Below are 24,158 nucleotides of genomic sequence, written 5' to 3'. Positions count from 1 at the left end.
TCCTGTGGTGACGTCCTAGGGTAGGCGGCGGGTGGGGCCGGCCCCGACATACGGTGCGCCCTCCCGATAGCGTGTCGGAGTGTCCGATGACGATCCGGCAGGCGCTGCACCAGAAGTGGCACCGAAGATCGAGTATCCCCACCACTGGGAAGCTGACGCGGTCTTGCGGGACGGCAGCGTCGTTCACCTGCGCCCCATATCGCCGGAGGATGCCGACCGGTTGCGAGTCTTCCATTCGCAGTTGTCGCCCGAGACCATCTACTACCGCTTCTTCGCGCCCTACCCCGAGCTCACCGACAAGGATGTGCGTCGATTCACGCAGGTCGATCACGCGTCGCGGGTCGCCCTCGTCGCCACGGTGGCGGGGGAGATCGTCGGGGTTGGTCGCTATGACAAGGTCAGCGCGACCGACGCCGAGATCGCTTTCACGGTCCGCGACGACTACCAGGGCCGCGGGCTGGGATCGGTCCTTCTGGAGCATCTGGCGGTGGCGGCCCGCGAACGCGGGATCCGGCGGTTCGTCGCCGAGGTCCTGCCGCAGAACCGCCGCATGACCGCGACGTTCTCCCACGCGGGATACAAGGTCGCGCAGGAGCTCGCTGATGGCGTCGTGAAGTTGGCTTTCGAGGTGGAGGCGACCAAGAGCGTGCGAGCTGTCATGCAGGCTCGCGAGCAACGCTCGGAGGCGCGTTCGGTCGAGCGGTTCATGGATCCCCGATCCGTGGCCGTCGTGGGGGCCTCTCGGCGCACCGAGTCACTGGGCAACCTGGTGCTGCGGAATCTGCGTGAGGGCGGGTTCGAGGGGCGGCTGTTCCCCATCCACCCCGAAGCGAGCATGGTCGCCGGGTTGCCGGCCTACAAGACCGTCGGCGACGCTCCCGGTCCGGTCGACATGGTTCTCGTGGTGGTACCGGTCGACCGGGTTCCCGATGTAGTTGCCGACAGCGGGGCGGCGGGCGCCCATGCCCTCGTGGTGATCTCCGCCGGGTTCTCCGATGCCGGCCCGTCGGGAGCCGAGAAGGAACGCGAGCTGGTGGCCTCCATCCGGGAGCACGGCATGCGGCTCATCGGTCCGAACGCTCTCGGGATCATCAACACCGACCCAAGAGTCAACCTCAGAGCGGCGGTCCCGGTGCATGTCCCGCCGCGCGGTCGCGTGGCCCTGTACTGCCAGTCGGCGCCGCTGTCCGTCGCAGCCCTCGATCGGCTGGCCCTGCGTCGGCTGGGTATCTCCACATTCGTGTCTGTGGGAAACCGGGCCGATGTGGCCGGACATGAGCTGTTGCAGTACTGGCGGGAGGATCCCAGCACCGCGATCGTCCTGTTGTACGTCGAGAGCCTCGCGAATCCCAGCAAATTCATCCGGATCGCTCGCTCGGTCACGCGGCACAAGCCGATCGTGGTCGTCCGCTCCGGCCGGACCAGTCAGTCGTTCCCCCTCGGGGCGCGACCTCGGCGTACCGGCATCCCCGCCCGCGGTGTCGATCAACTGATCGCCAATGCCGGGATCATCGAGACCAACAGTCTGGGCCAGTTGATCGGGGTCGGCTCGATCCTGGCCTGCCAGCCCTTGCCGACCGGTCGGCGTGTCGCGGTCATCGGGGACACGCATGATCTGGCCGTCTTGGCCGCGGATACGTGCGCGACGGCAGGTCTGGACGTGGTGGCGCAGCCGATCGTGCACGGTGAGTCGCTCGAAAGGGCGTTGGAGAGCGAACTCGAAGGCATCCTCGAGCAAGGAACCGCGGACGCCATCTTGGTGGTGCACGTGCCGCCGGCACGGTCGGACGATCGCGAGGTCCGGCGCGCGATGCTCCGCGTGTCCGCCAACTCGACGGTCCCGGTCGTCGGGGTCCTGCACGCCGAGGACGGAATCAACTCATTGATCGCTGCCCGCGACAAGGACGGTTCCGCCGGGCATGGTTCGGTCCCCTATTTCGGCACCGTGGAGGAAGCCGTGCAGGGCCTCAAACTGGTGTCCGACTACGCCGAATGGCGTCGTCGTCCCGCCGGTGACGTCCCTGAGCACCCCGACATCGACGATGAGGGGGCCCGCGCGATCGTCGCCGATGTTCTCGTCGGCTCGGCGTCCGACGAGCGGCGCACCGTACCGCTGGTCGGCACCAGGCTGACCGCTCTGCTCGCGTGCTACGGGATCGAACTGTGGCCGCAATATCCGGCGCCCACCGAGGACCAGGCGGTCGCCGCCGCCGACGAGGCCGGCTGGCCCGTCGTGTTGAAGAGTATCGACCCCCGCATGCTGCGCCGATCGGTATTCGCCGGGGTCCGGCTCAACCTCGAGAACGAGGCGGCGTTGCGGGCTGCGTACCTGTCGATGGCGGCGTCCCTGGACGCCGAGGCGCGCAGCCAACTGGTCGTGCAACGAATGGCGGCGCCGGGGGTGCACGTGATGTTGCGCACGCAGGAAGATCCCCTCTTCGGGCCCGTCGTGTCCTTCGGGCTGGGGGGTGCCATCCCCGAGTTGTTGGAGGACCGCGCCTACCAGGTGCCCCCCATCAGTGACAGTGACGCCTCTCGACTGGTGCGTGGGACGGGTGCGTCGAGCATCCTGTTCGGCTACGGCGGAACGGTTCCCGTCGACGTGGCCGCACTCGAGGATCTGATGACTCGCCTGGGCCGGATGAGCGACGAAGTACCCCAGGTCGCCCAGTTGGACCTGAACCCGGTGATTGTCGCGGAGTCGGGGCTGGCCGTCCTGTCCGCCTCCGCGTGGCTACGGATTCCGGATGCACGCGGTGACTCCGAAGCCCGGCGGCTCGTGGACCCGTGAGTCCCGGGTCCGGACATCTCGACGGAAATGGCGGATACTGACGAGATGAGCACATCCGGGGTTCGCGAGTTGCTGCGTCAGGACATCGAGAGGTCCGGCTACTACCCGGCACTCGTGGACGATTCCTTGTCGACGGCATTGGGGTCGGAGGATCTCGTGGACTTCGTGGTCCACCACGAGGCAACGTTCGATCGTGACGAACTGCGCCGCCACGCGACCGTCCTGGCGCTCACCGCCACGCGGCTGATCATGCAACACACCGACGAGCACCCCGCCGATGACAGTTATCCGACTCCGTATGCCACATCGGTCACCGAAGCCGTCACATTGCAGGCCGTGGACTCGGTCGTGGTCACCAGAGTGGTGCCTCAACCCGAGAACTATCGTCCCGACGGGCGCCCCGCGGAGTTGGTGCTGACCGTGGGCTGGGGAGCCGTGCAGCGCATCGAACTGGAACCCGCGACGTGTGGAGATCCGCAATGCGAAGCCGACCACGGCTACAGCGGCACGTCCACCAGTGACGATCTGGCACTGCGCTTCTCGGCTGCAGCAGACGGTGAGGATGTCGTTGCGCGCGCCTTGTCGTTCGCCGAGTCGCTGTCGCGCGCCACCGGAGCGGCCCGTTCGTGAGCACCGCCCTGGTGCTTCCCCGCTACGGCGAAGCGAGCATCGCCGACGTCGTCGGGTCCGTGTGTGACGGGCTGGCCGTCCCAGGTGCCTGGGATGTGCTGGGCCTGGGTCCGGCGCACCGGGTCGTCGTCGTGGTTATCGACGGCTTGGGGCACCATCAGTTGGCGGAACATTCCGATCTTGCACCCGTGCTCTCAGCCGGCCAACGAACGTTTCTGACCAGTTGTGTTCCGTCGACCACCCCTGCCGCCTTGACGTCGATCGGTACGGGCCGGGGTCCAGGAAGCCACGGTCTGGTCGGGGCCGCGTTCCTGCTCCCCGAGACCGGTCGGATCCTGGCCCCGCTGGGGTGGGGGAGTGAACCCGAGCCCAGGATGGTGCAGCCGGAGTCCACGTGGTGGGAGCGCGCGCATCGTGCCGGTGTCGACGTGACCGTGGTGGGTCCCCGGGCCTACCTCGGCAGCGGCTTGACCACCGCGGCGCTGCGTGGGGGCGCCCATGTGGGTGCTGACGGTCCTGGCGAAAGGGTGGCCGAAATCGCGCAGGCGGCGCGTCGGGGGGACAGGTCCTTGGTCTACGGCTATTGGGAGTACCTGGACCGAGCCGCGCACATGCACGGGGTGGCCTCACGTCAATACCGGGCGGAACTGGTGGCTGTCGATCGTTGGGTGGCCCAGATCGCCGACGAGTTGCCGCCCGGAACCCGCCTCGTCATCACGTCCGATCATGGCGTCGTCGACTGTCCGCGCATGATCGACCTCGATTCCCTGCACCTGTGGGACGACGTCGACAAGGCGGCCGGTGAGCCCCGGTTCCGCCATGTGTACACCCGTCACGGTGAGCGCGTCGCCGCCCGTTGGCAGGCGGAGCTGGGCGATGCGGCTGTGGTGATGACGCGCGAGCGGGCCTGCGACGCGGGATGGTTCGGTCCTGTCGAACCCGACGTCCGCGGACGGATAGGTGACGTGGTAGCCGCCGCCACGGGGACCGTGCGGTTGGGGCTGCCCAGTCGTGACGCCGCCGTTTCAGGGCTGCTCGGGCAACACGGCTCGCTTACCCCCGCTGAGATGGACGTACCACTGGTGGTGCTGGAGTCGTAGTGGATCCAGACGTTGCCGGGTCGATCCGCACCGGCGGGGTCAGCGGTCCTCGTCGCCCGGGGAACCGAACAGGACCTCGTCCCACCGTGGGCGTTCTGCTTCAGTCTCGCGAGGGCTGGGTTGCGGATCGGGCGGGGGAGCCGGTGTCGGGGTGGCAGTCGGGCGTGAGAGGCCCTGTGCCCGCCCCGCCGGATGGTTACCCATGTAGGCCGGGTTAGGGCGCTGGGATTCGGGGGCGTCGTCGTCGACGACTGTCATCAGCCGCGGCCGGGGCTCGGTGTCCGGCAGGCCCTGCTCGATGAACCAGCGGGCTTCGTCGTCTTCGGCTGACAGGGAACTGGCTTCGGCGTCGAAGGACCAGGTCGCCACCCGGTCGCCCTTGCCGGCCGGGTAGGCGAGCAGCACCGTCCACAAGCCGTCATCACGACGCCAGGAGTCCCACCGGATGCTGTCCTCGTCGATGCCTCGCTCCGCCAGGCGACGGAGGACGACATCACCCAGCGCGGGATCGTCCTCGGCGCGCCCCACAGCACAGGCCTGCGCCTTCTCGGCGATCCACCCTCGCTCTTGCAGGATGGGAGCGGCGAAGGCCTCGACTCGGTCGACATTCCAGCCGGAGAAGTCGGCGACCTCGGTTGGGGTGGCGCCGGCCCGCAGCCGTGCCTGAATGTCGCGGGCCGTCACTGGCGCATCGGAGACGTCCATGTGGGTGCGGCCACCGCGGGTGGCGGAACGCAGGCGTTCGTCGATGGGCAGGCGGTAGCGGTTGCCGTCACCTGCGGACAGGATCAGCGCAGAGCCGTCATCCGACAGCCCGACGAAGGTCAGATTCTGCATCGCTCCCCTTGTTGCTCCCGATAAGGGTACGCGGAGTGACCGGAGCCTCCCGCCCGGGCGGCTCCGGGGTGTCGGACCAGCCTCACGGTGACGCCAGTTGTCGTGCCAGGATCCCGTGGGTGGCTCCTGCGAGGATCACGGTGGCCGCCCCGCACCCCGCCATGACCAAGTAGCCGCTGCTCGCGCCGAATCGGTCGATCAGGGCGCCCGACAGGGGTGATCCGACGGCGAGCCCGACGGCAAGACCTGACGTATTGACTGTCAGCGCCTCCGTCAGTCGTGCCGCGGGGACGAGTCTCTCCACAGCGGCGATCGCGAGAATCAGGACCGGGGAAACGGACAGGCCCGACAGGAACGCCGCCGCCATCAACAGGGGCAAGGAGCCCACGAACGGCAGGGGTGCCGTGACGAGAGCCAGCACAGCCGTCGCGATCAGCAACTGGCGAGCCACTGACCGGGTATGTGGCCGCGCGCCGTAGACCAGCCCGGAGATCAGGCTTCCGACTGCGTACAACGCCAGGACCAACCCGGTCAGTTCCTCATGACCGAGAGTTTTCGTGAATGCCACGGTCGTGACTTCGAATGCTCCGAACACTCCTCCCAACAGGAGCATCAGGGCCGTCACCACCACCAGGCCCGCGCCGAGCATCGCCGGGTGGCTCCCCCCGGCCTCTGGGAATCGGACCGGTGGTTGGGTGGCCCGCTGGGTCGCGAGCCACCAGGCGCCGGTAGCCAACAGAATGCCGCACAGAATCAGGCCGGCGACTTCGCTGACGGACAGGGCAACAATGGTGACCAGCGGCGGCCCCACGATGAAGACCAACTCGTCGACCACCGCCTCCAGAGCAAAGGCCGAGCGCAGGCTCCGCTCCTCGCGGATCGAGGCTGCCCAGCGGGCCCGGACCAGGGATCCCACATTGGGCGCGACTGCGCCGGCCCCGACCAGGGTCGCGAACTGCAGGGGGATCGGCGCCGATTGCCACACGGCCCACGTGAAGAGCAGAAGGAAGGCGACCTCCGCCGTGGCCAGGATCGGAACGACGCGGTCTTGCCCCCGTCGGTCGATCCAACGGGCACCGAGCGGACCGACGAACGCCGCGGCCAAGGCGAACGAGGCGGACATCCCACCGGCGAGCGCGTAGTTGCCCCCGCTGGCCGTCACCAACAGGACCACTCCGAGGGTGATCATCGAGATCGGCAGTCGACCGACGAATCCCGCCGCCACGAACTGAAGGGCCCCCGGGCGACGCAGCAGATCCGTGTACGTGCCGACCACCCACCGACGCTACCGCTCGGAACCGATCCCACTTTCGGTCGGCTCCCCTGCATGGGCCGCCCGCACGTCGCCGGCCCCACGCCACATCGCGGCCACACCGATCCAGGCCAAGCCCACACCCACAGATGCGGGCTACCGTGAACCTGTGCGCTTCGATGACGTAGATGCCTTGGTGGTCATGTCGTTCGGGGGACCCGAGTCCATGGCCGAGGTCATGCCGTTCCTGCGGCACGTGGTGGCCGGACGCGACGTGCCAGACGAACGCCTGGCCGCCGTCGCCGAGCAGTACCACGCCTTCAATGGGGTGTCGCCGCTGAACGGTCACAACCGCGACCTCGTATCCCGGCTGCGCGAACAGGCACCACGGCAATGGCGCGGGCAGAAGGTCTACCTCGCGAACCGCAACAGTCATCCGTTCCCACAGGACAGCTTCGCGATGATGGCCGAGGCGGGAGTGCAGACTGTCGCGGCGTTCATCACCAGCGCCTTCTCGTCGTATTCCGGTTGCCGCCAATACCGACAGAACCTGACGGTCGGAGCCGACTACGCGGGGATCGACGTCAAGGTCCTCCCGCGCTTCTATGACCATCCGATCCTGCGGGACATCTGGGTCGACCGCGTTGTCGCTGCTCAGCCCGGACCGGGGACCCGCGTGGTCTTCGTCACCCACTCGCTGCCCGTGGCCCAGGCCCGCGGCGCGGTCCCGGGCATCACCGGGTATCTGGCCCAACACGAGGCTTTGGCGGCAGAGATTGCCGAGCGGGCGGGGGACAGGATGGCTCAGCCGCTCGACTGGACCCTGGCATTCCAGTCTCGCTCGGGTCCGCCGCACCAACCGTGGCTGGAACCGGACATCTCGCCCACCATCGAGTCCGCCGCCGACGACGGTGTGAGCCGCGTCGTCGTCGCCCCCATCGGGTTCTGTGCCGACAACCTCGAAATACGTTGGGACCTGGACACGGTCGCCGCCGCGACGGCTGCTGATCGGGGCATCGAGATGCAGCGATTGGACCCACCGCAGTCCGAAGGGCGGTTCACCGATCTGGTGTGGGACCTGTTCGCCGTCGGCGACGGGTTCTCGTGTCAGGTTGGCTGTTGCCCCGACCCCCACGGTGGCGGTCCTGCGGTGGGGGAGCGGTGACTGATCGCCCCGGCGAACCCACTGAACTCGCCGAACTCGCCCTCGACATCGCCCGCGAGGCCGGTTCGTTCCTTCTCCCGGGCGCGGGAGCCGTCGAGGCTCTCGCGACCAAGTCGTCACCGCATGACTTGGTCACGGCAATGGACCGGGACTCGGAGGACCTGGTGCGTCGCCGCATCCAAGAGGCCCGCCCGGACGACCAGGTCGTCGGGGAGGAGCAAGGAACCCGCGGAGCCGCGAGTTCGGTGCGATGGATCGTGGACCCGCTCGACGGGACAGTCAACTACTTCTACGGGCAACCGTCGTGGGCCGTGTCGATCGGAGTGGAGATCGATGGATTCATGGCGGCTGGGGCAGTGGTCGCCCCCGCATTGGGGGAGGAGTACCTCGGGATCGCGGGTTCGGGCAGTTGGACCATCGAGCAGGGCGTCCGTCGTCCCTTGCGGGTGTCGGAGATTCCCGACCTCGCCGATGCCGTCGTATCGACGGGGTTCGGATATGTGCGCGCACGTCGTGAGCAGCAGGCGGGCATCGTCGCGGCGTTGCTGCCCCAGGTCCGTGACATCCGTCGTGTCGGCGCCGCGGCCGTCGACCTGTGCTGGGTCGCCCGAGGTCGGATCGATGCTCACTACGAACGAGGCCTGCAGGACTGGGACCGAGCGGCTGGGAGTGCGATCGCGGCCGAAGCGGGGGCCGTCGTGGCTGGATTGCGGGGGACTCCCGCGTCCGCGGATCTGCTGATCGCCGCGAATCCGCAGCTGTACCGCCAACTGGATACGGCGTTGGCGCAGTTGCGGGCAGACTCCGGCGACTGACCGCGGTTGCCCTCCCGATGCGAGTGGCGCCTCCAGCCACTCGCATCGTGCCAGTCGGGTCGACCCGTCGGCCGGGTCGGCCTGTCAGTCGGGTCGGCCTGTCAGTCGGGTCGGCCTGTCAGTCGGGTCGGCCTGTCAGTCGGGTCGAACTGTCAGTCGAGTCGACGCAGCTCCGCGTTGTACCAGTGGGCGTTGCGCGTGTAGACGGCGACCGCGTCGTCGTGCGCACCGGGTGGGACCTTGTCGGGCAGAATCCGGGCGGGGACGCCCAGAGCGAGTGCGCGGGCGGGCACTTCAGTGTCGTTGGTCACCAAGGCCTGTGCTCCCACCAGGGCCCCGGAGCGAACGACGGCACGGTGCAGTACGACGGAACCCGACCCGATCAGGCAGTCGTCCTCGATCGTGCAGCCCTCGAGGTGGGCCCGGTGCCCGATGACGCAGCGTTGCCCGATGATCGTGTCCAGCGTGGAGGTGCAGTGCACCACGGTTCCGTCCTGTACCGATGTCTGCGCCCCCACGATGATGGCCCCATGGTCACCGCGCAGCACAGCGCCTGGCCACACTGTCGCCTCCGGTCCGATGGTCACTCGACCGATGACGACTGCGTCCGGATGCACAAAGGCGGAGTCGGCGATGGTCGGCTCGTGTTCGCCGATGGCGTACAGGGGCATATTCGGGCTCCTTTGGGCGCTGGGCAGCATGAGGATGTCACGTCCCGGCCCGCAACGGCGAGGGATCTGATGTGGCAATCGTTACTTCCCGGCTTGTCGGGTGTGTGGAATGGCCATCGGTAAGGCACAATGCCGGGGCCGCATGAGGATCAGAACAGGCAGGTGTACGGCAGCCGATGGCAACCGACTACGACGCTCCCCGCAAGACAGACGACGACGTCACCGATGAGAGCATCGAGGAACTCAAGGCACGCCGTGGTGATCGAGTCAGCGCCAGCGTTGACGTCGATGAAACCGAACTCGCCGAGAACCTCGAGTTACCGGGCGCCGATCTGTCCGACAAGAGCCTCGAGGTGCGGGTCATCCCGAAACAGAGCGACGAGTTCACGTGCTCTGAATGCTTCCTCGTCCATCACATCAGCCAACTGGCGGACGAACGCGATCGCATCTGCTCGGACTGTCTGGGCTGACCGGGTCGTGATGCTGGCTTCTTGGCCTGCCTGACCGCGGTCAGACGGCGGGGAAATCGGCTCTTGCCTCGGCTTTGACACTGGCGCGGGTCACCTGGCGCGTCACGGCGGTGTTGATGATCGCGGCGACCATCGCACCGGCCGCGGCGTACAACAGCACTCGTGCTATGGGTGCATCCAGATCGTCGGCGGTCGGCGGGGTGTTGCCGGTGGCCGCCCGATAGCCGCTCGTGAGGGCCTTCTGGGCGACCCACACCCCACCCATGGCGAGGAACGGGGCGCTGAGGCGAAGTACATCGGCACGCGTCACGGAAACTCCTTTGGTCTGTCACTGGCGGCTTCGGTCTGTCACTGGCGGCTTCGGTCTGGTCACTGGCGTCGTGGGCCCGGTCGCTGTCGTCGGTCTGATCACTCATGTCCGGGCTGGAAGTCCCTGTGTGACTTCTTACCGAGCGCAAGGCATCTCCACCGGGACACTAGCCTGCCTGCTCCGGCAGTTCTTGGCCAGTCGCCTGGGACTTCTCGACAGCGGTTGTGATGGCATCGGCCAGAGCAGCGGGTCGGCGACTGGATACCAGCCAGTAGGGATGAGGGTCCGCACGGTCCAGTACGAAGACCCGGACCGCACCCGGTGCCGCCCACGTGCGCAGAAGTAGGTGTGCTCCGGGATCCAACTCCAAGGTGCGAGCGCGGGCGGCGGCGTCGCTGTCCAGGGCCTCGACTGTGCCGACCCATTTCAGCGGGAGCCGAGCGCGTCCAACGCGGAGCACCTTGTCATCCACCTGAATCACGGTGATCGAGCTGATCAGAAGCGCGACGACACCGAGCCCCAGCAGCAGGCCGGCCGCGGCGGCCGCCACCGTTCCCAGGGCGTATTCGTACGCCACGGCGACCACAGCGGCGAAGGACAACCCGATCAGCCACAGCCACCAAGGGGCCACGAGCCGTTCCCGGTAGGAGACGACACTTCCGTCCTCGCCTTCGTGCCATGTCACGTGCCGATCGTGCCACGGCCCGGGTGGCACCCGCGGTGCAGCCCAGCCCGGCTGGCCACCGGGAGGGCGAGTCCGTTGGGTAGGGTCGAGTTGTGAGTGAGGAGTTGCAGCGCCATCCCCAGGCCCCCGCAGCCGGCACGGAGTTGCCCAGCCATTTCCCCTACTGCTTCGGCTGCGGCCGAGACCATGCCAGTGGTCTTCACCTGCGCATGGTCGCCGGCGAAGGTCTGACCATGACGGGCCACTTCGTGGTGCTGGAGGAACATCAGGGAGCCCCGGGACTTGTCCACGGCGGCATCCTGGCGGCCGCATTCGACGAAGTCCTGGGTGCGTCGAACTGGTTGTTGCTCACCCCCGCGGTCACCGGACGCCTGGAAGTCGATTTCCGCAAACCGGTGCCGGTGGGACGCGAGGTCACCATTGAGGCGCGCATCGACAAGGTCGACGGTCGCAAGGTCATGACCTCGGGGGTCGGGCGCTTCGACGATGGCACGGTGGTGGCGGAGGCCGCGGGGTTGTTCATCCAGGTCCCGCTCGAACACTTCACCACGCATGGTCGCCGCCGTGATGTCGATCAGTTGTCGCGCGAACTCACTTGGGGCCTGGAGTTGAATCCATGACGGGCGTGGATGTGTTGATCCAGCGGCTCGACCCGGGTGTTCCATTGCCCGCCCGAGCTCATCCCGGGGACGCGGGTCTGGATCTGGTCACTACGCGATCCGCAACGATCCCGCCCGGCGCTCGTGAGTTGTTGCCGACCGGCATCGCGCTGGCCCTGCCTCGGGGATACGCAGTTTTCGTCGTTCCGCGCAGTGGGCTCGCGGTGCGGCACGGAGTCAGCCTGGTGAACTCTCCCGGCACAGTGGACGCCGGCTACCGCGGTGAGATCCAGGTGATCGTGATCAACCACGATCCGCGGCAGCAGGTGGAGTTCCAGCGCGGCGACCGTATCGCCCAGATGATCGTGCAACGGGTCCCCGAAGTGCGCTTGCATGAGGTCGATCAGTTACCGGGAAGTGATCGCGGCTCAGGTGGCTTCGGCTCCACAGGGCACAGTTCGGCGGAAGGACAGCGGTGATGTTCAAGCGTAAGAAGGCCACGGACGATTCCACGCAGCCCGACAGCGACGAGTGGGACGGGGTCACCGACGGAACCGCTCACGCCGACGAGGATGCCTCTTCCGATGAAGAGCCGGCCCCGCCGGAACCGGTCGCCGTGGACCGGAGTGCGGGTCCATTCGACATCGAAGAGGTCGTCGAGCCGGACCCCATGGTGGCCGAACGCATCAACTTCGGTGCCGTGCAGATCCCCCTCGTCGACGGGTTGGAGATCCGAGTCGAGATCGACCCCGAGACCAACGAGCCCGCAGCGGTCACCTTGGTCCATGGTGCGGGTGCTGTCCAGGTGCGGGCGTTCGCGGGACCGAAGTCGGGAGGCGGCTGGGAGCAGGCACTGACCGAACTGCGCCGCGAGATCAGTTCCGGCGGCGGAACGGTGGACGAGTCCGCCGGTCCGTTCGGCAACGAGATAGCAGCGGCGCTGACGGCGCAGGACGAGCAAGGCAACAACGTCGTGCAACCCATCCGGTTCGTGGGGGTCGACGGTCCGCGGTGGACTTTGCAGGGGGTCATGTTCGGAGCGGGGACCGATCGCGAGACCGCCGGGCCGCTCGAGGACTTGTTCCGTTCCATCGTCGTCGTGCGCGGCGACGCCGCCATGCCCGTGGGAGTCGCCCTGTCCCTCACCCTGCCCACCGAGGTGCCCGGTCAGGTGGAGGAATCCGACGGCGACGACGGTTCTCAGGAGCCTGTCTGAGCCGGGAGGACCGCCTCAGAACTGAAGGCGCAGCAGGGCCTCGCGTGCCGCTGTCGCGAACACCCAGAGTCCGTCACCGGGTCCTTCTCGGGGGATCGAGACCTGTTCCGAAGTGGGGATCAGTTGCTGCCAACGAGTCGCGACGGACACCGGATGCAGCGGGTCGTCGGCCAAGGCCACGATGGCGCACGGCACCGAAATCCTCGCCATCGCCGCAGCATCCGGAGCGTCCTGCGTGGCAGCGGTGAGCAGTTCCTGCACCAGATCCGCCGCCGTGCGGTGCGCCCAGGCGCGAGCCAGTTGCGGTGTCACCCAGTCGTCTGGATCGAGTTCGGCGAGCACTCCTTCGGGCCCCAGCACCGCCAGGGCGTCGCCGGCAGCGTGGGTCAGGTCAGCCACGGGATCCGGGTGCCCAGTCCATGCCGGCATCACGAGAAGACCGGCGACCACATGTCGCGGTAGGTCGGGTCGGGCCAGCAACGCGGCAGCAGCATGAGCACCCAACGACACACCCCCAAGGATGGTGGGGACAGGGTCTGCGGCGGCGTGTGCCAGAGCCGTCATGATCCGGTCGATGCGTCCCGTGCGATCGTCGACCACGACGGTCTCCCGCACCCCTAACCGGTCGGCCGGGAAAGCCAACTCGAGGAATCGCGCGTCAGATCCCGCGCCATGAGCCAACACGAGGCGGCAGGCGTCGAGTTCATGCGCCGCAGGTTCAGCCGCCGTATGGTCCATCCCCCCATCGTGACGTACCAACCGCTGGCCGAGTCGGCGCGGCGCGGTTAGCCTGAGGCTATGGGTCTGTTGCAGGCTGCGCGCTCCCGGCTCGCCACCGGTCTGTCCCGTGGTGCCACGGAGGAGAAAGACCTCCAACAAGTCGCTGAGGAGGCAGGCGCGACACCGATCAATGCCTGTTCCCGCGGCGACGTCGTGACCGCCTGTGGCGTGTTGAACAGCGTCATCGTTCGACCCGTCGCCGGAGCACCGGCTCTTGAGGCCGATCTCTACGACGGCACCGGTCACATGACTCTGGTCTGGCTGGGGCGGCGGCAGATCGCCGGCATCGAAGCCGGTCGAGCCATCACCATCACGGGCCGCATGACCTGCCTGGACGACACGGTGACGATTTTTAATCCGCGGTACTCGTTGCGTCCCCGCGGAACCACGTGAGCACCCCGGACGACCGGCGGGTGAGTTCCGCCGACGTCTCGTCCGCGCTTGCGAGCGGCATCGGGGGCAGCCGCGGACTACTGGATTCCGGACTACCGACCGCGGTGTTCCTGGTCGTGTACCTGGTCTCCGGATCGCAATTGATGCCCTCCGTATGGGCCGCGGTCGCCGCGGGCGTCGTGGTGGCGATCCTCCGCAAGGTGCGTGGCGAATCACTCCAGCAGATTCTCGCGGGCCTCGTGGGCGTCGGGATCGCCGCGTTCTTCGCAGCACGAACTGGACGCGCCGAGGACTTCTTTCTCCCGGGTCTGTTGATCAACGCCGCCTATGCGGCGGTCTTCGCGATCTCCGCGCTGATCCGGCGCCCTCTGGTGGGATACGCCGCTGGCGCCGTGACGGGGGACCTGACGTCCTGGTCGCGCGACCCCAGGGCCCGCAGTGCGGCAACAGCCGCGACATGGCTGTGGGCCGGGATGTTCGCCCTGCGCCTCGTCGTGCAGGTGCCCTTGTACTTCGCTGGTGCCGTGGAGATCCTCGGAGTCGCCAAACTCGCCATGGGTTGGCCGCTGTTCCTTCTGGTGGCGTACCTGTCCTATCGGATCATGGCTCCTGTGCTGCGGCGGGACGAACGCGCGGACCCTGGGCCGACCACTGAGGAGATCGACTCGTCCGACGAAGAGGTCACGGTCGTCGATCCCGACGCAGCGCGTCGAGTCGACTGACATCTCGGCGAGCCGACTGAAACCCCGCGTCAGTCGTCGTCGTCGACGTCGTCGCCGGCGGACCGGTGCACATGGCCAGGCGACAGTAGTTGTTGCAGGGCCTCCTCTTGGGCCGGACTGCACACGAACAGCAGTTCGTCCCCCGACTCGAGGGGGTCGTCAGGTGTGGGAGCAATGACGTGCGTCCCTCGCACGATGGCCACGAGCGCGGTGTCAGGCGTCCAGGCAACGTCACCGACGCGGGAGCCGGCCAAACTCGAGTCGGCGGGCAGTGTCAACTCCACCAGGTTGGCCTCGCCCTGTCGGAAGGTGAACAGTCGCACCAGATCGCCCACGGTCACCGCTTCTTCGACGAGCGCGGACAGCATGCGTGGGGTGGAGACCGCGACATCGACGCCCCAGGACTCGTCGAACATCCACTCGTTCTTCGGGTGGTTCACTCGGGCGACCACGCGGGGGACGCCGTACTCGGTCTTTGCGAGCAGGGAGACTACGAGGTTGGACTTGTCGTCACCTGTCGCGGCGACCACCACCTGGCAGTTGGCCAGGTCGGCCTCGTTGAGCGACGAGATCTCGCAGGCATCCGCGAGCAGGATCTCGGCGCTTTTCACGACACTGCCCGACACGATGTCGGGATCGCGGTCGATGAGCAGGACCTGGTGGCCGTTGGCGATCAGTTCCCGCGCGATGCTACGGCCGACCTTGCCGGCGCCGGCGATGGCTACTCTCACGGCGTCTCCTTCGGCGGTTGCCGCAGAGCCTTCTCCACGCTGTCGCGCTCGTCGGCCCGCATGACGATGTGCAACAAGTCCCCCTCCTGCAGCACCGTGTCGGCGTCGGGTAGCAGCCCCTCGCCGTAACGAGTGACGAAGGCGATTCGCGATCCGGTCTGTTCACCCATCCACCGGATGCGGTGCCCGATCCACTCAGGGTTCACAGTCATCTGCGCCAGGATCACGGTGCCGCTCGGGTCGCGCCATTCCTCGGAGGCTCCTTCGGGCATGAGACGTCTGAGCATCTGGCCAGTGGACCAGGCCACCGTCGCGACCGTCGGGATACCGAGGCGCTCGTAGATCTCGGCTCGCTTCGGATCGTAGATGCGCGCGACCACGTTCTCGACGGCGAACGTCTCACGCGCGACGCGGGCCGCCAAGATGTTGGAGTTGTCACCGCTGCTGACGGCAGCGAACGCATGCGCCTCAGCTATGTTGGCCCGCCTCAGGGTGTCGCGATCGAATCCGACCCCGGTGACGGTGGTGCCTCGAAAGGTCGGTCCGAGGCGTCGAAATGAAGCAGCATCGCGATCGATGACCGCCACAGAGTGCCCTTCCTCCTCGAGCTTGAGAGCCAATGCTGAACCCACCCGACCGCAGCCCATGATGACGATGTGCACGCGTGCGATCCCTTCTGGCCGGCTCCGCCGACCAACGCTACACGGCGCGGTTCACCCGCCGCGCGCGCGGAACCCTACTATGAGGACTCGTGGGCTTGTCCGAATACGCGAAGCGAGTAGTTGTCGGCCGCGCATTACGCAGCGACAAGTTGGACGAGACCCTGTTGCCCAAGCGGATCGCACTTCCTGTTTTTGCGTCCGACGCCCTCTCGTCCAACGCCTACGCCACTCAGGAAATCCTCGTCGTGCTGGCTTTGGGCGGCGCTTCGCTGTACCAGTACGGACCGTGGATCGCCGCGATGGTGGTTGTCGTCTACTTCGTGGTCGTGGCGTCCTATCGCCAGAATGTGCATGCGTACCCGTCCGGTGGGGGCGACTACGAAGTCGTCACCACGAATATCGGTCCCCGCGCAGGCGTACTTGTGGCGTCGGCTCTCCTCGTGGATTACGTGCTCACCGTCGCGGTCAGCATCTCGGCTGGTGTCGCAAGTCTTGCCTCGATCTCGACATTCGTGGAAGAGAACACCGTCTTGATCGCTTTGCTCGCGATCGCGGCCATCACTTTCCTCAACCTGCGGGGTGTCCGCGAGTCCGGGTCCTTGTTCGCTATTCCCACCTACCTGTTCATGTTCAGCATCGGGGCCATGGTGCTGACGGCGATCATCAAGGCGACGAGCGGGCAGCAGATGGTTGCGGAGAGCGCCGCCTGGCAGATCGAGGCTGAACACGAGTATCTGGGGGTTGCGCTCGTGTTTCTGTTGGCGCGGGCGTTCTCGTCGGGCACCACAGCTCTCACCGGCATCGAAGCCATCGCCAACGGGGTCCCTGCGTTCCGACCGCCGAAGAGCCGCAACGCTGCCACTACCTTGCTGGCGCTCGGATTGATCGCCACCAGCATGTTCGGGGCCATCACCTTCCTCGCCATCCAGACCGGGGTCAAGGTTACAGACAACGACAGCGAGTTGATCGGTCTTCCAGCGGGCCAGAGTCAGAAGACGGTGATCGTCCAGATCGCTGAAGCGGTCTTCGGTGACGCGACGTGGGCGGTGGCGATCGTGTCCATCGCCACCGCGGCAATTCTGGTGCTCGCCGCCAACACCGCTTTCAATGGGTTTCCCGTGCTGGGGTCGGTGCTCGGGCGAGACGGTTACCTACCCCGGCAACTGCACACCCGTGGCGACCGGCTCGCGTACAGCAATGGGATCCTGGCTTTGGCGCTCATGGCGGCTGTGTTGGTGTTCATCTTCAAAGCGGATGTCAGTTCGCTGATCCAGTTGTACATCGTCGGCGTGTTCATCTCGTTCACGTTGAGCCAGATCGGGATGGTGATCCACTGGACCCGCAAGTTGCGTGATCCATCGCCGGCGGACAAACCCGCTCACATGCGCCGATCGCGGGTGGTGAACTCCATCGGAGCAGTTCTGACAGGTTCGGTGCTGATCATTGTCATCGTCACCAAGTTCACTCGCGGTGCCTGGATCGTCTGCATCTTGATCCCTCTTCTTTATCTGTTGATGAGGGCCATCCGCGCCCACTACGACCGTGTCAACGTCGAGCTCGCCTTGGATCGTGACGATGAGAAGGTCACGCTGCCGTCTCGGGTACTGGCGCTCGTCCTGGTCTCCAAGATTCACAAACCCACCCTGCGGGCTCTGGCCTATGCGCGCGGAAGCCGTCCAGCAGTGCTGGAGGCCATCACCGTGAATGTCGACCCGGGAGAGACTCAGCAACTGATGGCGGAATGGGAGCGTCGCGAGATCCCGGTTCCTCTGCGAGTGCTGGATTCCCCCTATCGAGAGATCACACGCCCGGTCGTGCAGCACGTCAAGAACCTGCGGCGGGAGTCACCGCGCGACCTCGTTGCCGTGTACATCCCCCAATACGTGGTGGGCCACTGGTACGAACACCTGCTGCACAACCAGTCGGCGCTGAGGCTGCGCGCCCGCCTGATGTTCTCGAAGAATGTCGTCCTGGTGACCGTGCCATGGCAACTGCAGTCCGCCGTTGATCCCGGCGATCAGTCCGAGAACCCGATCGCAGAGGCCATCCGGCTCGGCAGCACTGAAGCCGTGCAGCCTCCCGCCGACGGGGTGACCCCACCGGTGACCCGGCGGTGATCACGCTCACCGTCGACCGGATCGCCCATGGGGGCCACTGCGTCGGACGCCATGAGGGGCAGGTCGTGTTCGTTCGGCACGCGATCCCCGGTGAGACGGTCAGGGCTGAGATCACCGGGTCGGGCCCGCGGGGCCGGTACCTGTTCGCGGACGTCGTGGAGGTAATCACTCCTTCTCCGCAACGTGTGACCCCGGAATGCGACATGGCCGGCCTCTGCGGGGGATGCGACTTCCAGCACATCGCCGAAGCCCATCAACGGGAACTCAAAGCCCAAGTCATCTCCGAGCAGTTCTCACGGTTGGCCGATCTCGATCGACCCGTAGAAGTTCAGGCGGTTCCCCGCTCCGGATCGGGCTGGCGGACCCGGACGCGGTTCGCCGCTGATCGGGAGGGCGGCTGGGGACTGCGCCGCCATGCAGATCATGAGGTGGTGTGCATCGAGACCTGCCCCATTTCGATGCCGGGCATCAACCGTCGCCTTGCGGGATTGGACCCTGGGCAGCCAGGTGCGGAGGTGCTCGTTGTCGACCAACCCGATCAGGCGGTGGTCGCGCCTGTCCCGACGGCCCACGCGCCCGAGGTTCACCATGAAGTGGCCGATCGTCACTGGACAGTTTCGGCCGACCTGTTCTGGCAGGTCCATGTGTCCGCTCCCGAGACCTTGGTCCAGGCGGTTGCCCCGTACGTCTCCTCAGTCACCGCTTGGTGGGACCTGTACTGCGGTGTCGGTCTGCTGGCCGGCTCGCTGGCCACCCCCCGCCAGCAGGTGATGGCCGTCGAAGGTGATCGCCGGGCTGCCGATCAGGCCGCGCTCAACCTGTCCGATCTGCCGGCAGTACGCGTGTTCGCGGCAGACGTCGGTCGCTGGCTCGCAGCTGAACCCGATGCCCCCGTTGAGGTTATCGTTCTCGATCCCCCCCGCAAGGGAGCCGGCAAAGGGGTGGTCACGGGACTGACGCGGACGAGTGCCCATACCCTCGTCTACGTCGCCTGTGATCCTGCCACCTTGGCGAGGGATGCAGGATTGCTGATCCGGCAGGGCTGGGAGGTCGATGAGATCACCGGCTTCGACCTGTTCCCGATGACACACCACGTCGAGACAGTGGCGGTCCTGCGCCGCTGACCGTCGCACTAGACTATTGGCGCTCCGCCGAGGAGATCATCGGCGCCCTGCCGAGGACCTGGTCGGGGATGAGAGGGAGACCATGGCTGTCAGCCGCAACAGTTTCGATGCCCGTGCGACTCTGCAAGTCGGAGCCGAGACCTATGAGATCTTCCGGATCGACGCGTTGCCGGCGTCCGCGCACCTGCCGTTCACCCACAAGGTTCTCCTGGAGAACCTGTTGCGCACCGAAGATGGCGCCAATGTCACCGCCGAGCAGATCAGCGCGCTCGCGGGGTGGGACGCTGCAGCCGTTCCCACCGACGAGATTCAGTTCACCCCGGCACGAGTCATCATGCAGGACTTCACTGGGGTGCCGTGTGTCGTGGATCTGGCCACTATGCGAGAAGCGGTGCGCGACTTGGGCGGTGACCCCGAGCGGATCAACCCTCTGGCTCCGGCCGAGCTCGTCATCGACCATTCGGTCATTGCGGACTACTTCGGGACGTCCGATGCAGCCGAGCGCAATGTCGAACTCGAGTACGAACGCAATCGGGAGCGCTACCAGTTCCTGCGCTGGGGACAGACGGCCTTTGACGGATTCAAGGTCGTCCCCCCCAGCACTGGCATTGTTCATCAGGTCAACGTCGAAGCGCTCGCACGGGTGGTCATGGCCAACGGCGGCCAGGCTTACCCAGATACCTGTGTGGGCACCGACTCCCACACCACCATGGTCAACGGACTCGGTGTCCTCGGCTGGGGGGTCGGAGGCATCGAGGCCGAGGCTGCCATGCTCGGCCAGCCGGTCTCGATGCTCATCCCGCGAGTGGTCGGTTTCCGGCTCAGTGGCCAGTTGCCCGAGGGAGCGACTGCAACCGATCTGGTGCTTGTCATCACCGAGATCCTGCGAGCGCACGGCGTTGTCGGCAAGTTCGTCGAGTTCTACGGCGACGGGGTGGCAGCGGTGCCGCTGGCCAACCGGGTGACCATCGGCAACATGAGCCCGGAGTACGGATCCACCGCCGCGGTCTTCCCCATCGACGACGAGACCCTGCGCTACTTGCGCCTGACTGGTCGCACCGACCAGCAGATCGCCCTGGTCGAGGCGTACAGCAAAGAACAGGGACTGTGGCATGACCCCAGTCGGGAGGCCACCTACTCGGAGTTCCTCGAACTCGACCTGAGCACGGTGCGGCCTTCGATCGCCGGACCCAAACGGCCCCAGGACCGCATCGATCTCTCTGCAGCGGCCGCGGCCTTCCGGGCCGCGTTGCCGGACTACTCCGATCAGCCCGACGCCACGGTGGCGGCGGACCTGTCGGGGCAGCAGGTGAACCTGGGCCATGGGGCGGTCGTCATCGCAGCGATAACGTCGTGCACCAACACGTCGAATCCGTCGGTGATGTTGGGAGCCGGTCTGCTCGCGAAGAAGGCCGTGGAACGTGGCCTCAGTCGCAAGCCCTGGGTCAAGACCACCCTGGCCCCAGGGTCCCAGGTCGTCACCGACTACCTGAACAAGGCCGGCCTGACCCCCTACCTCGACAAACTCGGTTTCGACCTCGTCGGATACGGGTGCACGACCTGCATCGGCAACTCCGGTCCACTTCCGACCGAAGTGTCGGAAGCTGTTCGCTCGGGTGACTTAGCCGTGGCTGCGGTGCTCTCGGGCAACCGCAACTTCGAAGGTCGCATCAACCCCGACGTGAAGATGAACTACCTGGCCTCGCCGCCGTTGGTTGTTGCGTATGCCCTGGCCGGCACGATGAATCTCGACATCACAACGGAACCATTGGGAAATGACCCCGCCGGCGAACCGGTCTACCTGGCTGACCTTTGGCCCACCCCGGCGGAAATCCAGCAGACGATCGAACAGGCGATCGATGCCGACATGTTCGCCAGTCGATACGCCGATGTCTTCGCGGGCGACGAACGTTGGCGAGCGCTCCCCACCCCGACCGGTGACACGTTCACGTGGGATCCGGAAAGCACCTACGTGCGCAAACCTCCCTACTTCGACGGCATGACCACCCAGCCCGAGCCCGTCAGCGACATTTCGGGAGCTCGTGTGCTGGCGAAACTGGGCGACTCGGTCACCACTGACCACATCTCACCCGCAGGGGCGATCAAGCGCGACAGCCCCGCGGGCCGCTACCTGACCGACCACGGCGTCGCACCCAAGGACTTCAACTCCTACGGCTCGCGGCGGGGCAATCACGAGATCATGATCCGGGGTACTTTCGCCAACATCCGGTTGCGCAACCAGTTGGTGCCCGGCGTCGAGGGCGGAGTCACCGTCGACTTGCTCGACCCTCAGCGCCCGCAGGTCACCATCTTCGACGCCGCCGAACACTACCGGGCGGCGGGCGTACCGCTCGTCGTGCTCGCCGGCAAGGAGTACGGCTCCGGGTCATCGCGGGACTGGGCAGCTAAGGGAACGGCCCTGCTCGGTGTGCGGGCGGTCATCGCCGAGTCCTATGAGCGCATCCACCGGTCGAACCTGATCGGCATGGGGGTACTGCCACTGCAATACGCGGACGGCGACTCAGCGGAGTCTCTGGGACTCACGGGGACCGAGACCATCGACATCGCGGGCGTCGCAACCATCAACGATGGTCCGGTACCCGCATCGGTGCCGGTACGCGCCACTGCCGAGGACGGGCGGGTCATCGAGTTCGATGCGGTCGTGCGGATCGACACCCCGGGGGAGGCCGACTACTTCCGCAACGGTGGGATCCTCCAGTTCGTGCTTCGTTCCCTGTTGGTGTGACCGCCCCGCCGGGCTGGCCCCGGGACCTGCCCCCGCCGCAGGCGGGGGAGTTCAGCGAGCGGGTCACCGGTTGGCTGCTGGACCGGGCTCCCGGTTCCTGGCGCACCCAGCCGGTGCTGCGTAGGCATCCGCGGGCGTTGGCGCTGCTGGTGTCGGATGGGCTGGAATCCGAACTTGAGGGTCTGCGCCGCTCGTACGCCTCCGCCCGGCGACGACTCACCGATGTCGTGACACCCGCAGATCTCGCCGCGATCCTCACCGCCATCGAGGCACTGGCCACGGAGGTCACAGAGTCCCGCCGTCAGGTCGAGCAGGTCGCCGAAGCCTTGGCGGGGGTCCGTTGGCGTCCCCGACTGTGAATGGCTGAACCCACGGCGATCCGAACCCGAGGCACGGCCCCGGACGCGCAGCGCCAGCCGGTGGATACGTGTATTCGGGCTTACACTCGAGGGCGTGGCGGTCATCGATGGCGTGAATGGTCCAGCCGATCTGGCGGACCTCAGCTCTGAGGACCTGACCCAACTCGCGGCCGAGATTCGGCAGTTCCTGGTCCAGTCCGTCGCTCGCACTGGGGGTCACCTTGGCCCGAACCTCGGCGTCGTCGAACTGACAATCGCCCTGCATCGCGTGTTCGACTCCCCCCGGGACGCGATCCTGTGGGACACCGGTCACCAGACATACGTCCACAAGATTCTCACGGGGCGCCGCGGTGACTTCTCAACCCTGCGCCAACCCGGTGGCTTGTCAGGTTACCCGTCGCGGGCCGAAAGCCCCCACGACTGGATCGAGAACTCCCACGCCTCGACCGCGCTGTCCTACGCCGACGGACTGGCCAAGGCATGGCAACTCAGCGGTGAGTCCAGCCAACGACGCATCGTTGCCGTCGTCGGGGATGGCTCGTTGACCGGGGGCATGGCCTGGGAGGCGCTGAACAACATCGCCACCGCAGACCGGCCGATGGTCATCGTGGTCAATGACAACGAACGGTCCTATGGGCCGACCATCGGTGGAGTCGCTCATCACCTGGCTACCCTGCGGACCACCCAGGGATACGAGAAATTCCTCGGTTGGGGAAGGCGCGCGCTGAACCGCACGCCAGTGCTGGGTCGCCCGATGTACGAGGCCTTGCACGGCGTCAAGAAGGGCGTCAAGGACATCGTCACCCCCCAGGGCATGTTCGAGGATCTCGGCATCAAGTACGTGGGCCCGATCGATGGTCACGATGTCGAACTCGTCGAGAGCACCCTGCGTCAGGCCACTCGATACCCCGGCCCCGTCATCGTCCACTGCATCACTCAGAAAGGCCGAGGATATGCCCCGGCGGAGACGGACGAGGCTGACCGATTCCACGGCGTTGGGGTCATCGATCCCGAGACGGGTCGACCCACTGCGGCACCCACTCGCACCTGGACCCAGGTCTTCTCGGAGAGCCTCATCGCCGAGGCGTCACGCCGCCCCGATGTCGTGGCCATCACGGCTGCCATGCCCGGTCCCACCGGGCTGTCTGATTTCGCCGCCGTTCATCCGGATCGTTGCTTCGACGTGGGAATCGCCGAACAGCATGCCGTCACGAGCGCCGCGGGGCTCGCCATGGGCGGGCGACACCCAGTGGTGGCCGTCTACGCGACCTTCCTCAACCGCGCCTACGACCAGGTGCTCCTCGATGTCGCCCTGCACGGACTGCCGGTGACAATCGTTCTCGACCGGGCGGGTGTCACGGGTGACGACGGTGCCAGCCACAACGGCATGTGGGATCTGCCGCTGCTCGCCGGTGTGCCGGGGCTGGCTGTGGCCGCTCCTCGCGACGGTGTCACGCTGCAGTCGGAGTTGAGCGAGGCATTGGACGTGGACGACGGCCCGACTGTCCTGCGTTTCCCCAAGGGAACCCTGCCGGACGAACTGCCCGCCTTGCGCCGCAGTGGATCAGTGGATGTCCTGGCGGAGTGGGGCAATGAGGTCCTCATCATCGGGGTCGGTGCCATGGCTCCGGTCGCCGTTGATGCTGGTCATCTCCTCAAGGACGAAGGGGTGCAGGTGACTGTCGTCGATCCCCGCTGGGTCCTTCCCGTCTCGGAATCACTGGTGGACCTGGCCCGGGACTTCCGTCTGGTCGTCTGCGTCGAGGACGGCAACCGGCGCGGCGGGGTCGGTGCTGCCTTGGCCGAGGCGCTGGCCCCGGGGCCGGTCGTCGCACTGGGCCTTCGTCCCGAATTCCTCACTCAGGGTCGACGCGCCGATATCTTGGCGGAGCAGGGGCTCACGCCGGAAGGCATCGCCGGAATCGGTCTCCAAGACTCTCGTGGCGTTCGGTACTTGAGAACGCCCGGCCACAGAGGGTGAAG

The 24,158-nt window shown here is 66.7% G+C and carries 24 protein-coding genes; 16 read left to right on the top strand and 8 right to left on the bottom strand.

From position 1 onward, the window contains the following. Positions 1-79: 79 nt before the first annotated feature. The 3 genes from V9E98_15520 to V9E98_15510 are packed head-to-tail and all read left to right on the top strand — an operon-like array spanning position 80 to position 4,521. Positions 80-2,791, top strand: coding sequence for a GNAT family N-acetyltransferase (locus V9E98_15520; GenBank protein ID MEI2718372.1), 2,712 nt, complete (start codon positions 80-82; stop codon positions 2,789-2,791). Between the two features lie 45 nt (positions 2,792-2,836). Then, the gene (locus V9E98_15515) at positions 2,837-3,421 is read left to right on the top strand and encodes a DUF5998 family protein (protein MEI2718371.1); all 585 of its coding nucleotides are present in this window, start codon (positions 2,837-2,839) and stop codon (positions 3,419-3,421) included. Beyond that, on the top strand, positions 3,418-4,521 hold the full coding sequence (locus V9E98_15510; protein MEI2718370.1) for a nucleotide pyrophosphatase/phosphodiesterase family protein: 1,104 nt from the start codon (positions 3,418-3,420) through the stop codon (positions 4,519-4,521). The genes V9E98_15515 and V9E98_15510 overlap by 4 nt, the downstream gene beginning before the upstream one ends. A 39-nt stretch (positions 4,522-4,560) precedes the next feature. On the opposite strand, the gene sepH is transcribed toward V9E98_15510, so the two are convergent. Both sepH and V9E98_15500 read right to left on the bottom strand, forming a co-directional pair. Next, entirely contained in the window at positions 4,561-5,358 is a 798-nt protein-coding gene (gene sepH, locus V9E98_15505) for a septation protein SepH (protein MEI2718369.1), read from the bottom strand. An 82-nt stretch (positions 5,359-5,440) separates the two neighbouring features. Next, complete coding sequence (locus V9E98_15500; protein ID MEI2718368.1) at positions 5,441-6,634, bottom strand: MFS transporter; 1,194 nt, start codon at positions 6,632-6,634, stop codon at positions 5,441-5,443. A 145-nt stretch (positions 6,635-6,779) separates the two neighbouring features. Between V9E98_15500 and V9E98_15495 the strand changes: the two genes are divergently transcribed. Both V9E98_15495 and V9E98_15490 read left to right on the top strand, forming a co-directional pair. Continuing rightward, positions 6,780-7,775, top strand: coding sequence for a ferrochelatase (locus V9E98_15495; protein ID MEI2718367.1), 996 nt, complete (start codon positions 6,780-6,782; stop codon positions 7,773-7,775). Further along, complete coding sequence (locus V9E98_15490; GenBank protein MEI2718366.1) at positions 7,772-8,590, top strand: inositol monophosphatase family protein; 819 nt, start codon at positions 7,772-7,774, stop codon at positions 8,588-8,590. Before V9E98_15495 ends, V9E98_15490 begins: the two co-directional genes overlap by 4 nt. A 152-nt stretch (positions 8,591-8,742) precedes the next feature. Here V9E98_15490 and V9E98_15485 read toward each other — a convergent pair whose 3' ends face one another. Beyond that, entirely contained in the window at positions 8,743-9,261 is a 519-nt protein-coding gene (locus V9E98_15485) for a gamma carbonic anhydrase family protein (protein MEI2718365.1), read from the bottom strand. A 176-nt stretch (positions 9,262-9,437) separates the two neighbouring features. Here V9E98_15485 and V9E98_15480 point away from each other — a divergent pair, with 176 nt between their 5' ends. Beyond that, positions 9,438-9,731, top strand: a complete 294-nt coding sequence (locus V9E98_15480; protein ID MEI2718364.1) for a DUF4193 domain-containing protein — start codon at positions 9,438-9,440, stop codon at positions 9,729-9,731. Positions 9,732-9,771: 40 nt separating this feature from the next. Here the strand turns inward: V9E98_15480 and V9E98_15475 are convergent, their stop codons facing one another. After that, positions 9,772-10,041: a DUF4235 domain-containing protein gene (locus V9E98_15475; protein ID MEI2718363.1), complete on the bottom strand. Its 270-nt coding sequence runs from the start codon at positions 10,039-10,041 to the stop codon at positions 9,772-9,774. A 166-nt stretch (positions 10,042-10,207) separates the two neighbouring features. After that, positions 10,208-10,726 carry a DUF3093 domain-containing protein gene (locus V9E98_15470; protein ID MEI2718362.1) on the bottom strand — a complete coding sequence of 173 codons (519 nt, stop codon included), beginning with the start codon at positions 10,724-10,726 and terminating at the stop codon, positions 10,208-10,210. 92 nt (positions 10,727-10,818) lie between these two features. Here V9E98_15470 and V9E98_15465 point away from each other — a divergent pair, with 92 nt between their 5' ends. The 3 genes from V9E98_15465 to V9E98_15455 are packed head-to-tail and all read left to right on the top strand — an operon-like array spanning position 10,819 to position 12,541. Next, positions 10,819-11,346, top strand: coding sequence for a PaaI family thioesterase (locus V9E98_15465; GenBank protein ID MEI2718361.1), 528 nt, complete (start codon positions 10,819-10,821; stop codon positions 11,344-11,346). After that, on the top strand, positions 11,343-11,804 hold the full coding sequence (gene dut, locus V9E98_15460) for a dUTP diphosphatase (protein MEI2718360.1): 462 nt from the start codon (positions 11,343-11,345) through the stop codon (positions 11,802-11,804). Before V9E98_15465 ends, dut begins: the two co-directional genes overlap by 4 nt. Next, positions 11,804-12,541: a DUF3710 domain-containing protein gene (locus V9E98_15455; protein MEI2718359.1), complete on the top strand. Its 738-nt coding sequence runs from the start codon at positions 11,804-11,806 to the stop codon at positions 12,539-12,541. Before dut ends, V9E98_15455 begins: the two co-directional genes overlap by 1 nt. 15 nt (positions 12,542-12,556) lie before the next feature. Here the strand turns inward: V9E98_15455 and V9E98_15450 are convergent, their stop codons facing one another. After that, a complete protein-coding gene (locus V9E98_15450) occupies positions 12,557-13,279 on the bottom strand; it encodes a hypothetical protein (GenBank protein MEI2718358.1) in 723 nt (240 codons plus the stop codon). Positions 13,280-13,339: 60 nt separating this feature from the next. Here V9E98_15450 and V9E98_15445 point away from each other — a divergent pair, with 60 nt between their 5' ends. Together V9E98_15445 and V9E98_15440 are read left to right on the top strand one after the other, a co-directional pair. Next, positions 13,340-13,714: a DNA-binding protein gene (locus V9E98_15445; GenBank protein MEI2718357.1), complete on the top strand. Its 375-nt coding sequence runs from the start codon at positions 13,340-13,342 to the stop codon at positions 13,712-13,714. A 20-nt stretch (positions 13,715-13,734) separates the two neighbouring features. Then, on the top strand, positions 13,735-14,436 hold the full coding sequence (locus tag V9E98_15440; protein ID MEI2718356.1) for a DUF3159 domain-containing protein: 702 nt from the start codon (positions 13,735-13,737) through the stop codon (positions 14,434-14,436). A gap of 29 nt (positions 14,437-14,465) precedes the next feature. On the opposite strand, the gene V9E98_15435 is transcribed toward V9E98_15440, so the two are convergent. Further along, positions 14,466-15,167, bottom strand: a complete 702-nt coding sequence (locus V9E98_15435; protein ID MEI2718355.1) for a TrkA family potassium uptake protein — start codon at positions 15,165-15,167, stop codon at positions 14,466-14,468. Further along, positions 15,164-15,829, bottom strand: coding sequence for a TrkA family potassium uptake protein (locus V9E98_15430; protein MEI2718354.1), 666 nt, complete (start codon positions 15,827-15,829; stop codon positions 15,164-15,166). The genes V9E98_15435 and V9E98_15430 overlap by 4 nt, the downstream gene beginning before the upstream one ends. An 89-nt stretch (positions 15,830-15,918) precedes the next feature. Here V9E98_15430 and V9E98_15425 point away from each other — a divergent pair, with 89 nt between their 5' ends. From V9E98_15425 to dxs, 5 genes are all read left to right on the top strand, one after another. Continuing rightward, on the top strand, positions 15,919-17,946 hold the full coding sequence (locus tag V9E98_15425) for an APC family permease (protein ID MEI2718353.1): 2,028 nt from the start codon (positions 15,919-15,921) through the stop codon (positions 17,944-17,946). Further along, positions 17,943-19,070, top strand: coding sequence for a TRAM domain-containing protein (locus tag V9E98_15420; protein ID MEI2718352.1), 1,128 nt, complete (start codon positions 17,943-17,945; stop codon positions 19,068-19,070). Before V9E98_15425 ends, V9E98_15420 begins: the two co-directional genes overlap by 4 nt. 82 nt (positions 19,071-19,152) lie before the next feature. Next, positions 19,153-21,816, top strand: coding sequence for an aconitate hydratase AcnA (gene acnA / locus V9E98_15415; GenBank protein MEI2718351.1), 2,664 nt, complete (start codon positions 19,153-19,155; stop codon positions 21,814-21,816). Next, a complete protein-coding gene (locus V9E98_15410) occupies positions 21,813-22,175 on the top strand; it encodes a hypothetical protein (GenBank protein ID MEI2718350.1) in 363 nt (120 codons plus the stop codon). The genes acnA and V9E98_15410 overlap by 4 nt, the downstream gene beginning before the upstream one ends. Positions 22,176-22,269: 94 nt before the next feature. Next, the gene (gene dxs / locus V9E98_15405) at positions 22,270-24,156 is read left to right on the top strand and encodes a 1-deoxy-D-xylulose-5-phosphate synthase (GenBank protein ID MEI2718349.1); all 1,887 of its coding nucleotides are present in this window, start codon (positions 22,270-22,272) and stop codon (positions 24,154-24,156) included. Positions 24,157-24,158: the final 2 nt, after the last annotated feature.

The sequence above is a fragment of the Candidatus Nanopelagicales bacterium genome, from assembly GCA_037045355.1.
Lineage (GTDB): Bacteria > Actinomycetota > Actinomycetes > S36-B12.
The sequence above is the reverse complement of the archived record's forward strand: the minus strand, read 5'-3'. Positions and strand labels throughout refer to the sequence as shown.

Coding starts and splice junctions, on each gene's coding strand:
- sepH (MEI2718369.1), bottom strand. CDS start 5,358: ATGCAGAATCTGACCTTCGTCGGGCTGTCGGATGACGGCTCTGCGCTG.
- V9E98_15485 (MEI2718365.1), bottom strand. CDS start 9,261: ATGCCCCTGTACGCCATCGGCGAACACGAGCCGACCATCGCCGACTCC.
- acnA (MEI2718351.1), top strand. CDS start 19,153: ATGGCTGTCAGCCGCAACAGTTTCGATGCCCGTGCGACTCTGCAAGTC.
- V9E98_15445 (MEI2718357.1), top strand. CDS start 13,340: ATGGGTCTGTTGCAGGCTGCGCGCTCCCGGCTCGCCACCGGTCTGTCC.
- V9E98_15455 (MEI2718359.1), top strand. CDS start 11,804: ATGTTCAAGCGTAAGAAGGCCACGGACGATTCCACGCAGCCCGACAGC.
- V9E98_15515 (MEI2718371.1), top strand. CDS start 2,837: ATGAGCACATCCGGGGTTCGCGAGTTGCTGCGTCAGGACATCGAGAGG.
- V9E98_15480 (MEI2718364.1), top strand. CDS start 9,438: ATGGCAACCGACTACGACGCTCCCCGCAAGACAGACGACGACGTCACC.
- V9E98_15450 (MEI2718358.1), bottom strand. CDS start 13,279: ATGGACCATACGGCGGCTGAACCTGCGGCGCATGAACTCGACGCCTGC.
- dut (MEI2718360.1), top strand. CDS start 11,343: ATGACGGGCGTGGATGTGTTGATCCAGCGGCTCGACCCGGGTGTTCCA.